14 protein-coding genes are annotated in these 13331 nt (G+C 71.5%); 4 read left to right on the top strand and 10 right to left on the bottom strand.

Annotated elements, in window-relative coordinates:
- Positions 1–43: 43 nt before the first annotated feature.
- The 7 genes from ACQP2Y_RS14270 to ACQP2Y_RS14240 all read right to left on the bottom strand — a co-directional run bounded on the left by ACQP2Y_RS14270 (position 44) and on the right by ACQP2Y_RS14240 (position 5291).
- Positions 44–229, bottom strand: a complete 186-nt coding sequence (locus tag ACQP2Y_RS14270) for a hypothetical protein (protein ID WP_023362323.1) — start codon at positions 227–229, stop codon at positions 44–46.
- Positions 230–279: 50 nt separating this feature from the next.
- The gene (locus tag ACQP2Y_RS14265) at positions 280–1404 is read right to left on the bottom strand and encodes an aKG-HExxH-type peptide beta-hydroxylase (protein WP_433728175.1); all 1125 of its coding nucleotides are present in this window, start codon (positions 1402–1404) and stop codon (positions 280–282) included.
- Positions 1401–1682, bottom strand: a complete 282-nt coding sequence (locus ACQP2Y_RS14260) for a hypothetical protein (RefSeq protein ID WP_433728173.1) — start codon at positions 1680–1682, stop codon at positions 1401–1403. The genes ACQP2Y_RS14265 and ACQP2Y_RS14260 overlap by 4 nt, the downstream gene beginning before the upstream one ends.
- A gap of 220 nt (positions 1683–1902) precedes the next feature.
- Positions 1903–2670 carry an SDR family NAD(P)-dependent oxidoreductase gene (locus tag ACQP2Y_RS14255; RefSeq protein ID WP_433728171.1) on the bottom strand — a complete coding sequence of 256 codons (768 nt, stop codon included), beginning with the start codon at positions 2668–2670 and terminating at the stop codon, positions 1903–1905.
- Between the two features lie 99 nt (positions 2671–2769).
- Positions 2770–3348, bottom strand: a complete 579-nt coding sequence (locus ACQP2Y_RS14250) for a hypothetical protein (protein ID WP_433728169.1) — start codon at positions 3346–3348, stop codon at positions 2770–2772.
- 596 nt (positions 3349–3944) lie between these two features.
- Positions 3945–4289, bottom strand: a complete 345-nt coding sequence (locus tag ACQP2Y_RS14245; protein WP_433728167.1) for a TM2 domain-containing protein — start codon at positions 4287–4289, stop codon at positions 3945–3947.
- Between the two features lie 21 nt (positions 4290–4310).
- Positions 4311–5291, bottom strand: coding sequence for an MsnO8 family LLM class oxidoreductase (locus ACQP2Y_RS14240; protein WP_433728165.1), 981 nt, complete (start codon positions 5289–5291; stop codon positions 4311–4313).
- Between the two features lie 142 nt (positions 5292–5433).
- Between ACQP2Y_RS14240 and ACQP2Y_RS14235 the strand changes: the two genes are divergently transcribed.
- Both ACQP2Y_RS14235 and ACQP2Y_RS14230 read left to right on the top strand, forming a co-directional pair.
- Positions 5434–7476, top strand: coding sequence for a DUF4153 domain-containing protein (locus ACQP2Y_RS14235; protein ID WP_433728163.1), 2043 nt, complete (start codon positions 5434–5436; stop codon positions 7474–7476).
- Positions 7477–7640: 164 nt separating this feature from the next.
- Entirely contained in the window at positions 7641–8615 is a 975-nt protein-coding gene (locus ACQP2Y_RS14230; RefSeq protein WP_433728161.1) for a sensor histidine kinase, read from the top strand.
- Here the strand turns inward: ACQP2Y_RS14230 and ACQP2Y_RS14225 are convergent.
- The 3 genes from ACQP2Y_RS14225 to ACQP2Y_RS14215 all read right to left on the bottom strand — a co-directional run bounded on the left by ACQP2Y_RS14225 (position 8594) and on the right by ACQP2Y_RS14215 (position 11225).
- Complete coding sequence (locus ACQP2Y_RS14225) at positions 8594–9379, bottom strand: hypothetical protein (RefSeq protein ID WP_433728159.1); 786 nt, start codon at positions 9377–9379, stop codon at positions 8594–8596. The genes ACQP2Y_RS14230 and ACQP2Y_RS14225 overlap by 22 nt on opposite strands.
- Before the next feature lie 164 nt (positions 9380–9543).
- A complete protein-coding gene (locus ACQP2Y_RS14220) occupies positions 9544–10308 on the bottom strand; it encodes an ABC transporter permease (RefSeq protein ID WP_433728157.1) in 765 nt (254 codons plus the stop codon).
- Positions 10305–11225 (bottom strand): ABC transporter ATP-binding protein, encoded by a 921-nt coding sequence (locus ACQP2Y_RS14215; RefSeq protein ID WP_433728155.1) that lies wholly within the window; start codon positions 11223–11225, stop codon positions 10305–10307. The genes ACQP2Y_RS14220 and ACQP2Y_RS14215 overlap by 4 nt, the downstream gene beginning before the upstream one ends.
- Positions 11226–11403: 178 nt before the next feature.
- On the opposite strand from ACQP2Y_RS14215, the gene ACQP2Y_RS14210 reads away from it, so the two are divergent.
- Positions 11404–12600 (top strand): sensor histidine kinase, encoded by a 1197-nt coding sequence (locus ACQP2Y_RS14210; RefSeq protein ID WP_433728153.1) that lies wholly within the window; start codon positions 11404–11406, stop codon positions 12598–12600.
- Positions 12597–13274: a response regulator gene (locus tag ACQP2Y_RS14205; RefSeq protein ID WP_433728151.1), complete on the top strand. Its 678-nt coding sequence runs from the start codon at positions 12597–12599 to the stop codon at positions 13272–13274. Before ACQP2Y_RS14210 ends, ACQP2Y_RS14205 begins: the two co-directional genes overlap by 4 nt.
- Positions 13275–13331 lie beyond the last annotated feature (57 nt).

Here is a 13331-nt window from a genome sequence, read left to right as displayed (position 1 = left end):
CGGGCGCGGTCCGGCCGCGCCCGGCACCCGAACGCCGGGGCCGTTACTGGCCCAGCTCGCTCGTCTTCGGGCGGTTCATCGCCAGGATCGACAGGTCGGTCCGGATCTCCCGGACGTCCCCGCTGAGCACCTCGACGTCGTCCGTCAGACCCAGGTCCTCGACCTTCAGGCCTTGCGGCTCGGCGAACATGTCCGCGAGAGACCGCTCCAGCGCCTCAATGGACTCCATAACACTCACCTCCTTTCAGCGTCACAGTCCCGAACGGTGTTGTGCGGGTATCAGGAGGGAACGGACACGCCGGTGTAGTTCTCGGCGTGGGCGCTCAGCGGGGAGCCGCCGGGCAACGGCACCTCGGCCAGCGCATCGACGACCTCGGCCAGCCAGGCCGTCAGCCGGCGGCCGTCGACGCCGTACTCACCGGCGAGAGCGGGGGTCTCGGTTCCCCGCGCGAAGTGCCGCGCCCGGGCCCAGGACTTGACGAGATTGCCGGCCGGCCCGGCGCGGCGGGCCGGGTCGTCGGCGTACCGGCAGAGCAGAGCCAGGTAGAACAGGCTCTGATGGGTGTAGACGTGGTACGCCGCCAGCGAGCGGTCCGCGCTGAACAGCCGGCCCGGTCCACCCCACGGCACCGGCAGCAGCTCGCTGCTCTCGTCGACGTAGCCGGCCCGCAGGATGTCGCGGGCCACGCCCAGATCGGCGAGCTTCTGGTGCAGGCTCTCGTGCAGCACGATCTCGGCGGTGCGGACCGGGTCGGCGAAGATCCGTTCGCTGACGTAGATGATCAGCGGAGTGCCGGCGTAGTAGCCGCTGTTCATGGCCCCGTCGTAGACGCCCACGGAGATGCCCTCGACCACGTCCGGGCCGATCAGCGGCAGGGCGGTGGTCAGCACCTCGGCCGCTGCGAGCAGGGCGGTGCCGGACTCCGGGCGGGACGGCACGGTCGCGACCACGGAGGTGTCGGCCGTACCGGCCATCGAGGTGTTGAACCGGGCGACCAGCTCCTCGCCGACCGGATGCCCGTGCCAGGCCTGAAGAGCCCCGGGCCGCGCCCGTCCCGGCGCCGCGTCGGCCGCCAGCGCGGGATCGTCCTGGTGGGTCCGCCGGTACGCGGCATGCTCGCCCAGCAGCGCACGCCCCTGCTCGACGTCGCCGGCGAGCAGGAGCCGCAGCCCGGCATCGAGGGCACCGCGGCGCAGCGACTCGAGCTGCGGTACGCCGGCGGGGGCCAGATCGGCAGTGTCCAGCCCGCACGTCTGGGCGCAGAGCACACCCAGGCCGCGGTAGTAGGCCGCAGCCGTGCGGCGGATGTCGTCGCCGCGGCCGAACATGCCACCGGCGAGCCGGCGTTCCAGCCCGGTCGCGAGGGCGAGGACGCCGGACCAGTCGACGACAGCGGCGGTCATCGCCCGGCTCCCGCGGTGATGAGCCCGTGCCGGCCGAGCAGATCCAGCTTCCGGTCGACCAGGGTGGCGACCTGTTCGCGGGTGGCGCGGTCACCGAGCAGGCCGGCGACGCGCTCCCCGATCGCCTCGGCCGAGCGCCCGTCGCACAGCTCGAGGACGTACCAGGTCAGCCGGTCCAGGACGCTGACGCCGAACGGCTCGCGGGAGAACACGAAGGCGGCGGAGTGATCCGCATAGGGCTCGAGGAACCAGGTCGACGTCTTGCGGAGACCGTCCATGTTGTCGCTCCTGTCCATCGGGCCGGCGATACGCTGACCGATGGTTCAGCCGGGGCGTTGCAGCATGGTTGCAGCGCAGGTCGCGAAGGCAGCGCCGGGAGGCAGGCCCGGTCTCCGCGGCCACGTCGCCGTCGGAGGCCGCGCCCCTGGCAGCCACCGGCGGATGCGGCAACGTCGACTCCGGCGGCGAGGGCGCCCCAGACCCAGCAGATACGGAACCTCAGATGGTGACGCCGGTCAGCCGAGCGCAAAGGGCGAGCAGTTCATCCTGATTCTTCGGAGCCGTCTCTCTCGGGCCTGGCCGCCAAGCGCGCTCCGTGTCGTAGGAGTCCGGCGGCACTACGTCAGCCGTCGCCAACCGGGCCAGGCGCACACCCGCATGTGCGGGTTCCAGCGGCGCGGTGTCGCCATTGCGCAGGGTCATCTGGGTCGACACCCAGCCCGGATCGAACGCCAGGCTCATCACCTCCGGCCGGCGGCGGCCGATACCCAGGGCCAGCAGGATCAGGTGCAGCTTGGTGTTCTGGTACGCCTGCCAGCCGTTGAACGGTTGCCGCGCGAAGTTCGGGTCGCCCAGATCCAGCACGCCGTCAGCCGCCACCGCCGACGAAACAAAGATCAGCCTCCCCGGATCCGGAAGCAGAGCCGCCAACAGGTACGCCGAGAGCGTGTTGACCTGGAACATCAACTCGTTGCCGTCCACCGTCACCTGCCGGTCGGTGGCGTGCTTGAGGCCAAGACCCGCATTCAGCACGACAGTGTCGAAGCGTCCGAACTTTTCGGCCTGCGCGGCCATGTCACGGATCTGCCGATACGAGGCGAGGTCCGCGATGACCACGCCCGCCGCCCGGGGCACGGCAGCGAGCGCTTCCTCCGCCCGTTGCTCGTTACGCGCGTGCAGCACAACCTCATGTCCGGACTCGGCCAGCGCAACCGCTGCGGCCTGGCCGATGCCGGCAGACGATCCGGTGATCAGAACCGTGGCCATCCCGCCCTACCTCTCGGAGATCGTGTGCCACTGTAGATCGTCTCGCTGTCCGCCCAGCCTCGATGCGTGTGGGAACTCCGTGCCGTCCGAGCAGCGTGGTCAGAGATCGGCTGCGGCGTCGTATCGGCGGCGCAGGTCGGCCATTTCCGATTTGGCCAGGGCCTCCTTGGTCGCCAGTTCCGCATACTTCGCCGGAAACATCTGCCACAGCCGGTCGATGTACCTGACGCTGTCCGTCGCCTCGACCACCTGGATGCCCGCCGGCTGGGTGGACATGTCCACGATCACCGGACCGGCGAGCTTGACCGCCCCGTCCCACTCGCGCTTCTGCTCGGCGACCCCACAGAGGTGGAAGCCGTAGACCGTCCGGACGTCGGCGAGAGCGGTGGCCTCGGCCGGCTCGTAGCCGTAGACGCGGACTCCGCAGATGACCGCCGGCTTCGCGTTCGCCCCGGTCGCCACCTGCTGGCCATTATGTCCGGTGTGGTTGTGCTGCTCGGGCTTCGACTGCTCGAGGGTGGTTCGCAACCGGGTCACAATCTGCGCCTGCAGCTCGGCCGGCTCTGCTTCCCGGCCGGCCGATCTTGTGAAGACGACGGCACCGAACGAGATCAGCAGGACCACCGCCACCCACACGAAGCGGTTTCGGTACCACCTCGCGAAGACCCGGAACCTCATGATCACTTCTCCTCGTCGCCGTGCTGGTGGGCCGGCAGACCGGACCGGGAGGCTCCGGAGTGTCGGGCCGAGCCCTACGGCGCGCTACGGACTGCGCAGAACGACCGGCGACGTCCTGGGCCGAAGCTGCGCCTACCCGGCCGCGAGCAGTTGGGAGCGCTCCCAAACAGGATGGCATCTTTGTGTCGAGCTATCAACCTAAGTCTATGTATGTCTGTCCTTCCCTTCCATGACAGCGGCGCGCTCCTGCGACACCCGCGCTCACCTGCTCGCCGGGATCTTCAGCGGCCGGGAAGCGCCGAATAGACGGGCAGGAAGCCTGGGGCAGCCGTGCACCGGCTCCGGAAGGGGTAGGCTCGCCGCCCTCGTCGAAGATCTCGCGGCGATCCTGGCGGACCCCCGATACACCGGCCGACAGGTACGGAACCGGCAACACACCGATCACCACGAAGTGCGGCCAGGCGACGACGCAGCCGGCCGCCAGGGTGAAACCCTCCCGCGGCTGGAATCCGCACGAACAGAGGGTCTCGCCGCCGAGACCGCATCAGGCGCTGGTCGGCGCCGGGCAGACCGTCAACGAACGCCGCACGGTGCCGTCAGTTCCGGCCGTCGGACAGGTCCTCGACGATGCCGTACCGGGCCATGATCGCTGACCGGCGTGACCGGTTGACTGCGCGCACCCGGCTTCCCACGAAGAACACGTCGAGCAGCGTCCACAGGCCGAGCCCGCCGAAGGTGCACAGCATCGCTATGGACCGGCCGGTGTCCCCCAGGTAGAAACGGTGCCCACCGAGAATGCCGACCACGCACCACAACGCGTACGCGACCCGGGGGTCCTTCCTGACCGACCGGTAGTCAGCCTCGGCCATCAGCACGGTGTACCGCTGCCAGCCGGGGAGGGCGGCCGGGCCGGATGCGGGTACAGGCGCGCTCGAACTCATCGGCGCAACGATAGTCCGGGATCAGGGGCGGGAGAACATCGCGGCCAGGGCGGCGTCCGAGGCGTGCAGAGCGTCGCGGTCGAAGGTGCTGCCGGTGGCGACCAGTTCGGCGGCTCCGGTGCGGTCGAGTATTTCGGTGAGGTGGCGTTGTACCCGGTCGGGTGTGCCGGTGATCGCCGCGGCGGTGATCTGGTCGAGGTACTGCTGCTGGCGCGGGGTCCGGGCAGCGGCGCGGGCGGCAGCCACCGGTTCGAGTGGCGGGAACACCCCGGTCGTACGGCTTTGAGCCATCGCCCACGCCTCGGGCAGCAGCAGGTCGGCGGCTTCCGCGTCAGTGTCGGCGACCAGTACGTCCGCACTGATCGCCAGCCACGGCTCGGGTTGCTGGGCGGAGGGTTCGAAGGTGCGCCGGTAGTCGGCCAGCGCCTGGGCACCGTCCGCGCCGAGCAGTGGGCCGCCCACGATCACCGGGAGGCCCAGTCGTGCCGCGATCCGCAGGCCGGTTCCGGTGGCCAGCACGTACAGCGGGATGGAGCTCTCCGGCTGCGGGTGCAGGGTGATCTCCGCCGTACCGGTGAGGAAGTCACGCAGCTCGGCCAGGTCGGCCGCGAAGTCGCCGTCGGTCTGCCGCAGGGCCCGGCGCACCGGCGCGGTGAAGCCCGGCGAGCGGCCCAGCCCGAGGTCGACGCGGCCCGGAGCGAAGGCGGAGACCGTGGCGAACTGCTCGGCGACGACGAGCGGCTGGTGGTGCGGCAGCATGACACCGGCCGAGCCGAGCCGGATCACCGTCGTGGCGCCGGCGACGGCGGTCAGCAGCGGTGCCGGGGCGGCGCCCGCGATCCCGGGGACACCGTGGTGCTCAGCGACCCAGAAGCGGTGATAGCCGAGCTGCTCGGCACGCGTCGCGCGAGCCACGGTGCCCCGGAGCGCCGCACCGTCGGTTTCGCCGCTACGGGTGCGTGACCGGTCCAGCAGCGAGAGTCGAACTTCGGCGTTGATCACACCGATGCCAGCGTCCGTGCGGGCGGATCTTGTTCCCGCAGGCTACTCTGCCGTCGTCGCGGCGATACGGACCCGTTCCAACGTACGAAATGCCGCGCGATCGGCTCACCGTGTGCCGAACTGATCAACCCAGGAGGGTGCAGTGGCGGATCTGCCACCGAAACAGCCTGATCCCCCGAAGGCGGCGGAGGCCGCCTCCGCGGGCCCGCCGCCGGCGCCCCAGCTGCTGGTCATGCCGCCCACCGAGGCGATCCCGTCGCTGGTCTGGCCGGGGGCCGAAGGCGAACCGGCCTGGGCGATACCGGTCCTGGTCCCGCCCGGTACGCGGGGATATGCGATCTTCGTGCCGATGGTTTCCGTTGCGGCGCCGGCCCCAGCCGCCACCAAACCGACCGTCACCGAACCGGCCGACCAACCCCAGAAACCCGCGGCCCCGCCGGCCGTCACCACTCCGGCTGCGGCCACTCCGGCCGTCACCACCCCGGCTGCGGCCACTCCGGCTGCCACCGCTTCGGCAGCTGCCACTCCGGCTGCCGCCGCTCCGCCAGCTGCCAAGAGCCCGGCCACGGCACCCTCGGCCGTCCCGCCGGCGAGGGTTCTGCCACCGGCTCCTCAGCGTCCGCAAACCCACACGCCCCAGTACCCGCCGCGCCCGCTCGGCACGTACGAGCGGCCGCCGACCGCGTGGCAGACGTTCCGCAAGAAGCACTGGCCCGGACCGAAGAAAGCCCAGGGCTGGGCCGTCCCGGCCGGCGTGCTCGCCGGCGCCGTCGGCTTCCTGATCTTCCTGCCGCTGGATCGGGTGGGCATCGGCTGGTTCCTCGGCTGGCTGGCGCTGACGCTGGGAGTCGCGTTCGCCGTCCGGCGATCCACCGACCTGCCGCGCCGCGAGCGGCTGCTCCGCTCCGGCTGGGCCGTGGCAGCGCTTGCCCTGCTGCTCATCCCGGCGTTCCGCAACGCGTGGTGGCTGGTGACGTTCAGTGTGCTGGGCGCGATCGGCTGCACCGCGCTGGCGATCGTCGGCGGCCGCCAGGTCAGATCGATCCTGTTCAGCCTGGTGGCTGCTCCTTACGCCGCTTTGGCCGGCATCCCGTGGGTACGCCGGCACCTGAAAGCGGGCCGCAATCCGGGAATCGCCCGGCGGATCCTCTTCTCGGTCGCCCTCACCGCTGTGGTGCTGCTCGTCTTCGGCGCCCTGCTGTCGTCCGCCGACGTCGCGTTCTCCCAGCTGCTGGACGACGCCATCCCCGATTTCAGCATCGGCTCGATCTTCCAGTGGATTTTCCTGGCGGCGGCCGGTGGCCTGCTCGCCGTCTCCGGGATCTACACGCTGGCCGCGCCGCCGGCGACGTCCAGCCTGGACACCGAAGGCAAGGGCAGATTCGGCCTGATCGAGTGGGCGCCGGCCGGCGCCGCGCTCGTGCTGCTCTTCGGCGGTTTCGTCGCCGTGCAGTTCACCGTGCTGTTCGGCGGAAGCCGGCACGTGCTGGAGACGGCCGGGCTCAGCTATTCCCAGTACGCCCGGAGCGGATTCTGGCAGCTGGTCGCGGTCACGCTGTTGTCCCTTGCGCTGATCGCGAGCCTGGCCCGCTGGGCGAAACGGGACCAGCCGGCGGAACGGCTGCTGCTACGCGTACTGCTGGGTCTGCTGTGCGCCCTGAGCGTCATCATCGTCGCGTCCGCGCTGTCGCGGATGTGGGAGTACCAGCGGGTCTACAGCTTCACCGGTGAGCGGATCTTCGTGATGGCCTCCGAAATGCTGCTCGGTGTGATCTTCGTGCTGATCGCGGTCGCCGGCCTGAAGTGGCAGGGCCGCTGGATTCCCGGAGCCACCGTCGGTCTCGCCGTGCTGATGCTGCTCGGCCTCGCCGCCCTCGACCCCGAGGGCTATGTGGCCAGCCGCAACGCGGCCCGCTACGAAGGCTCCGGCAAGATCGACGCCTGGTACCTGCGGGCTCTGTCCGCCGACGCGACCCCGGCCCTGACCAAACTGCCCGATCCGGTACGCCGGTGCACGCTCAGCTGGATCGCCGAGGACCTCGAGGACCCCGACCCCTGGTACGCCTGGAACCTCGGCCGGCAACGGGCCCGCGAAGCCCTCGCCGAACTGGGTCCCGCCGCGATCGGAAGCCAGAAGGACTGCCGCGCCGCCGACCAGTTCGACCTGCCCAAGAAACGACGATGAGTGCTGGAGCTCCGGTTCCACACCGGAGCTCCATCATCCTCTTTCCGCGGTCTCCGCGTGACCCCGGAATTACAATCAACGCCGCACCCGGCAGATTGACGGACGTCCGGAGTTCGACACTCGTTGATGTTGGCGAGAGGATTGTTACGGCCTACCGTGGCACCATGACCAAGTTGCGGGGGCATAGAGGTCAAGGACACGACGACGAGCCAGGTGCCACGGACGAGATCTACCGGGCGGCCGCGACCGGGCCGCCGCGCCGGAGACCGGCGCGGGCGCTGCTGATCGCCGCGGCCGGCATCGCGCTGCCGCCCGTGCTCGCCGCCCTGTCGCCCAGCCCCGGCCCCGCCCTGCTCGGCGACGCGCACCCGCGCCTGCTGCTGCTGCCCGGGGTCGTGCTGATCCCGGTGCTGGCCTTCCTGTACGTGGTCAGCCACCGCGCCCGGCGGCGGTGCACGCCGACGCTCACCACAATTGTGTCGGCCAGCCTGGTGCTCGGGCTCGTGGGCGCCGCGCTGGTAGTGCTCGCCGCGGTCGTGGCCGCGGCGTTCGTCTCCTCGGCCGTACTGGTGATCATGATGCTCTGCTGGGCGGTGACCACCGCCGTGCTGGGCCGCGAGCTCTACCGGGTGGCGGCCGACCTGTCGCGGTCCCGGCGCCGCCGCACCGTCGAGACCATCCGGCGGCTGCACGCCCGGCTCCGCGGACGGGTCGTTGCGGCCCGCAGCGAGGAACGCGAGCGCCTCCGGCGCGACCTGCACGACGGGCTCGGGCCGACGCTGAGCGGCCTGCGGCTGCGGCTGGACACCGCGGCCGCGCACGTGGCCGATGACTCGCCGGCCCGGCAGCTGCTCACCGACGCGGCGACCGAGCTGACCCGGGTCACCGAGGAGGTGCGCCGGGCGATCGACGGGCTGCGGCCCGCCGACCTCGACGACGGCGACCTGCCCGCCGCGCTGCAACGGCTCGCCGCCCGGCTGGCGCACGACGGCCTGACGGTCCGGGCCGAGGTGCCCGAGGACGCCCCGCCGCTGTCCGACGCGGTGCAGGTGGCGGCGTACCGGATAGCCGGCGAGGGCCTGACCAGGCGCCGGGGTCTTCCGCAACGCATCGGACGTCAGCTCATGCCCGCCGGATAGGGGAACGAGAGGAAGTCCTCGTCGAGCTGCGCGACGCTCTTCGGCAACCACAGCCGGGTCAGCTGCCGGACCGTCTCGCGGGGCAGCGGCGGACTCACCACCCTGGTGTCCGGCTTGGCGACCGTCTGGACCGCCCAGGCCAGCCCGTTCAGCGGGGCGATCCGGCGCCAGCGTCCGCGGTCGATGCCGAGCAGCATCATGGCGCGGAGGAAGGCGTGCCAGGTGTGGTAGCCCACCGGCGGTTTGCCGTTCATCGTGTGCACCTCCTGCTCGTACTCCGCGAGACGGGGGTCGAAGAGCACGCCCTGGCCGAAGTCGATGAACGCGGTCACCAGCCGGGGGTCATGCCGGTGGTAGAGCTCGTCGAAGGCGATCAGCTGGGCCCGGGACAGGACCTCGAGCTGCGGCCGGATCGGCGTCACGACGTCCAGGAACGCGGCGGGGTACGTGCCGGCCGCGTTCGTGTCCCGCCAGGCGAAGTAGATGTCGCGCTCGAAGCGGTCGAACCGGGACCGCAGCACCTCGTACGCCGCGGCCAGCTCGGCGCTGGGGGCGAACGCTGTGTACTGGTCGAAGCGGTACCAGAACTCGTTGCCCAGCCGGTCGCCGAGCATGCCCGGCACCTCCGGCAGCGGCTCGGTCCGCGGCGGGGCGAGTGCCGCCGCGGCGGTATTGGAGCCGAGCACTGCCGTGGTTCCTGCCAGCGCGGCCATGACCAGCGATCCGCGCAACAGTCCGCGCCGGTCGACTTCGAATGAAGGCATCGCTTTCCCTTCCGGTCAGGGCACCACCCGGGCGCGCCGCGCGGCACCTCGTCGTTGTCGGGCCGGCCGCCGGCCGGTCCGCGGATCCGCACGCTACTGCGACGGTCTATACCGGACCTATATCCGCCGGATCGGCCGGCCGGCGGCTCCCGCCGGATGAGCGGTCAGGCATCCCGGCGCCCGATCAGGTAGGTGGCGATCCCGATCGCCACCACCACGTACGCGGCCAGCACAGCGAGCGCGGCGGCCGGCGAGAGCACGGCATCTGGCACGTCGCCGCCGATCTGGAGGGCCAGGCTTCTCATCGACAGTGCGTCGATCTTCGGCCCGAGCGGCTCGGGGATGTTGCCCGCGGCGATCGGAAACACGTACACCAGCAGCGCGATGCCGGCGATCGCGGCGACCGCCGAGCGGAAGATCGCCGCGAGGCCGAGGCCGACGAGCGCCACTACCACGGCGGTCAAACCCATCGCGAACAAGGTCGCGGCGCGGTCGTCGACGCCCGTCCGGTAGTCGGGGATCGCGCGGTCACCGACCACCAGCCGGCTGAGGAAGAACGTGCCGAAGATGACGGCCTGGGCGGCGACGAAGACCACGCACGCCACGATCGTGCTCTTGGCCAGGAACACCACGCGGCGCGACGGCATCGCGATGAAGCTGGTGCGGATCATGCCGCTGGTGTACTCCGAGCTGATCGCCAGCACGCCGAGGACGCCCAGGCAGAGGTGGGCCACCAGCATGGTGACCTCCTCCATCGGCGTGCCGGTGAAGGTGGCGCGGCCGGCCGCGTCGCGGCCGTCGTACGAGGAGACCATGCCGAACGTGAGCAGCGTGCTCAGCACCACGCTGGCCAGCGCCACGCCCAGGCAGTACAGGGTCGTCGCGGTCGTCCGGATCTTGATCCATTCGGCGACGAGCGCGTCGGTCATCGGGACACCGTCCTGTTGTCAGAGGCACCGAACTGGACGGTGCCGGCGGTAAGTGACAGATAGGCGTCCTCGAGGGAGGCGCTGCGGACCGCGGCCTCGTAGATCGGGATGCCGTTCCCGGCGGCCAGGTCGCCGATCCGCTGCTGGTCGAGCCCGCGTACGGTCAGGGCGCCGTCGGCCGCGGTGGCGATCTCACCGCCGGCCGCGCGGAGCACGCCGGCCAGTTCCTCCGGTCGCGCCGAGCGGACGAGCACGCCCTCGGTGAACTGTTCGGCCAGCTCGCGCACCGAGGTGTCGGCGATCAGCCGGCCGCGTCCGATGATCAGCAACTGGTCCGCGGTCAGCTGCATCTCGCTCATCAGGTGGCTGGAGAGCAGGACCGTCCCGCCTTCGGCCGCGAAGGACCGCAGCATGTCCCGGATCCAGCGCACGCCGTCCGGGTCCAGCCCGTTGACCGGCTCGTCCAGCACGAGCACGTCGGGCTCACCGAGCAGCGCCGCGGCGATGCCGAGCCGCTGGCGCATGCCGAGCGAGAACCCGCCGACAGCCTTACGGGCCACCCCGGCCAGGCCGACCTCCTCCAGCACCCGCGTCACCCGGGCCGGCTCGATCCGGTTGCTCCGGGCCAGCCAGCGCAGGTGGTTGAGGGCGCTGCGGTTGCCCTGGAGCGCGTTCGCATCCAGCAGGGCGCCGACGCGGCGCATCGGATGGCGCAGCCCGGCGTACGGCCGGCCGTCGATGGTGGCCGTGCCGGCGGTGGGAGTGTCCAGGCCGAGCAGCATCCGCATGGTGGTCGACTTCCCGGCGCCGTTCGGGCCGAGGAAGCCCGTGACGGTGCCCGCCCGCACCGTGAACGACAGCCCGTCGACGGCCACCGTGCCGCCGTACCGTTTGGTCAGTTCTCGCACCTCAATCATGGCGACAACCCTTCCGCAGCAGCACCGGCGACACATCTCTCCCCCGTCTCGACTTTGCGTCTGCCGCGGGATGGACCGATCTGCCGTGTACCGCGCGAGGTATGCCTCCAGGCCTACGTCCCGGGACGGTCGACGCGGCACGCCGCCCGGCGATACGGTCGGCTCATGGAGTTCACTAGTGAACGGTGAGGTGACATCGGCGCACACTCGGCTGCTCACCGGCCGGCCGCGCCGGCGTGACCTGATCGTGGTGGACTCGCTCGCCGCGGCCGGATACACCGCGGTGATGTTGACGTCCACGCTGGGCTCGTCACCCGCTCACGGCGTACCGGTCTGGGGTCGTGTCCTCCTCATCGCCGCCATGGGGCTGCCGCTCGCGGTCCGCCGGATCTGGCCCGTGCCCGTCTTCACGGTCGTGCTCGCCGCCTCCGTGGCGGCCGCGGCCACCGACGTCGCGGGCAGCCTCTTCGTCGCCGCGGCTTTCGCGCTGTATCCGGTGGCGCTCACCCGGCCGCCCCGCCCGTGGCTGCCCACCCGGGTGATCGGCGTGCTGACCTGCCTCACGCTGGTGATCGGTTCGGTGGCCGGGCTGCCGGTCTGGGCCCGGGACGCGGCGGGCGGCGTGCTGCTGAGCGCCGTGCTGCTCGGCGGTGCGTGGACGCTGGGCCGCGCCGCGCGCGAGCGCCACGCCTACGCGGAACGCTCCGCCGCTCAGCTCACCGAGCGCGCGGTGGCCGGCGAACGGCTGCGGATCGCCCGGGAGCTGCACGACATCGTCGCGCACAGCATGGGGGTGATCGCGGTCAAGGCCGGCGTCGCGCACCACGTCATGGACCAGCATCCGGAGGTGGCGCGGGAGGCGCTGGGCGCGATCGAGACGACGAGCCGTTCGGCGCTCACCGAGCTGCGCCAGATGCTGGGCGTGCTGCGCTCGGATTCCACGGACGATCTGGCTGACGCGTACGCCCCGCCGCAGGGCCTGGCCGGCCTGCCGGCCCTGGCCGAGCGGGCCGGGCGGGCCGGCGTCAAGGTCGACCTGCGGCTGGCTGACCTGGGTCCGGTGCCGGAGGGCGTCGAGCTGTGCATCTACCGCATCGTGCAGGAGTCGCTGACCAACGTCGTGAAGCACGCTGCGCCCGCGTCCTGCGAGGTCCGCATCGGCCGGGCCGGCGGCATGATCTCGGTCGAGGTCACGGACGACGGGCCCGGCCGGCGCCAGTTCCCGGCCGACGGCACGCCCGGCCTCGGGCTGATCGGCATGCGGGAGCGGGTGACGCTCTACGACGGCACGCTGGAGGCCGGTCCTCTCCCGAGGCAGGGCTTCCGGGTATCGGCCCGCCTGCCGTTCCAGGCGGCAGCGAAGGTCTCCGCGTGAGCGACGCCGTACGGGTACTCGTCGTGGACGACCAGGCGCTGCTGCGCGGCAGCTTCCGGGCCCTGGTCGACACCGCTCCCGGCCTGACGGTCGTCGGCGAGGCGGCCACCGGCCTCGAGGCGGTCGAGCTGGCCCACCGGGAGCGCCCGGACGTGGTGCTGATGGACATCCGCATGCCGGGCATGGACGGCGTGGAGGCGACACGGCAGATCTGCGCCGCGCCGGAAACCGCGCACGTACGGGTGCTGATCCTGACGATGTTCGACCTGGACGCGTACGTCTACGCGGCGCTGCGCGCGGGAGCCAGCGGCTTCCTGCTCAAGGACACGCCACCGGCCGACCTCCTGTCAGCGATCAGGGTGATCGCCGCGGGCGACGCGTTGCTGGCGCCCGGCGTGACCCGTCGCCTGATCGCGGAGTTCGCCCAGCGCCCGGAACAGGCCGAACTTCCCACCGCGGGCCTGCCCGGCGTCACCGAACGCGAGCGCGAGGTGCTGGTACTGGTCGCCCGTGGCCTGTCCAACGGCGAGATCGCCGCGCACCTGCGGCTGGGCGTCGGCACCGTGAAGACCCATGTGTCCCGGCTGCTGGCGAAGCTGGCGGCCCGCGACCGCGCGCAGCTCGTCGCCGCCGCCTACGAGAGCGGCCTGGTGACGGCGTCGCCGCGCCGCTGAACGGACCGCAGGGGCGATCCGGCCGTCGCGTCGCCTCTCCAGGTTTTCTCACCCGGT

The organism is Actinoplanes sp. CA-051413, from assembly GCF_050955795.1.
Classification (GTDB): domain Bacteria; phylum Actinomycetota; class Actinomycetes; order Mycobacteriales; family Micromonosporaceae; genus Actinoplanes.
The sequence above is the reverse complement of the archived record's forward strand: the minus strand, read 5'-3'. Positions and strand labels throughout refer to the sequence as shown.

What these genes read in the sequence shown, in the direction of transcription:
- ACQP2Y_RS14270 (WP_023362323.1), bottom strand. Translation starts at nt 229, where the DNA reads ATGGAGTCCATTGAGGCGCTGGAGCGGTCTCTCGCGGACATGTTCGCC.
- ACQP2Y_RS14265 (WP_433728175.1), bottom strand. Translation starts at nt 1,404, where the DNA reads ATGACCGCCGCTGTCGTCGACTGGTCCGGCGTCCTCGCCCTCGCGACC.
- ACQP2Y_RS14260 (WP_433728173.1), bottom strand. Translation starts at nt 1,682, where the DNA reads ATGGACGGTCTCCGCAAGACGTCGACCTGGTTCCTCGAGCCCTATGCG.
- ACQP2Y_RS14255 (WP_433728171.1), bottom strand. Translation starts at nt 2,670, where the DNA reads ATGGCCACGGTTCTGATCACCGGATCGTCTGCCGGCATCGGCCAGGCC.
- ACQP2Y_RS14250 (WP_433728169.1), bottom strand. Translation starts at nt 3,348, where the DNA reads ATGAGGTTCCGGGTCTTCGCGAGGTGGTACCGAAACCGCTTCGTGTGG.
- ACQP2Y_RS14245 (WP_433728167.1), bottom strand. Translation starts at nt 4,289, where the DNA reads ATGAGTTCGAGCGCGCCTGTACCCGCATCCGGCCCGGCCGCCCTCCCC.
- ACQP2Y_RS14230 (WP_433728161.1), top strand. Translation starts at nt 7,641, where the DNA reads ATGACCAAGTTGCGGGGGCATAGAGGTCAAGGACACGACGACGAGCCA.
- ACQP2Y_RS14225 (WP_433728159.1), bottom strand. Translation starts at nt 9,379, where the DNA reads ATGCCTTCATTCGAAGTCGACCGGCGCGGACTGTTGCGCGGATCGCTG.
- ACQP2Y_RS14220 (WP_433728157.1), bottom strand. Translation starts at nt 10,308, where the DNA reads ATGACCGACGCGCTCGTCGCCGAATGGATCAAGATCCGGACGACCGCG.
- ACQP2Y_RS14215 (WP_433728155.1), bottom strand. Translation starts at nt 11,225, where the DNA reads ATGATTGAGGTGCGAGAACTGACCAAACGGTACGGCGGCACGGTGGCC.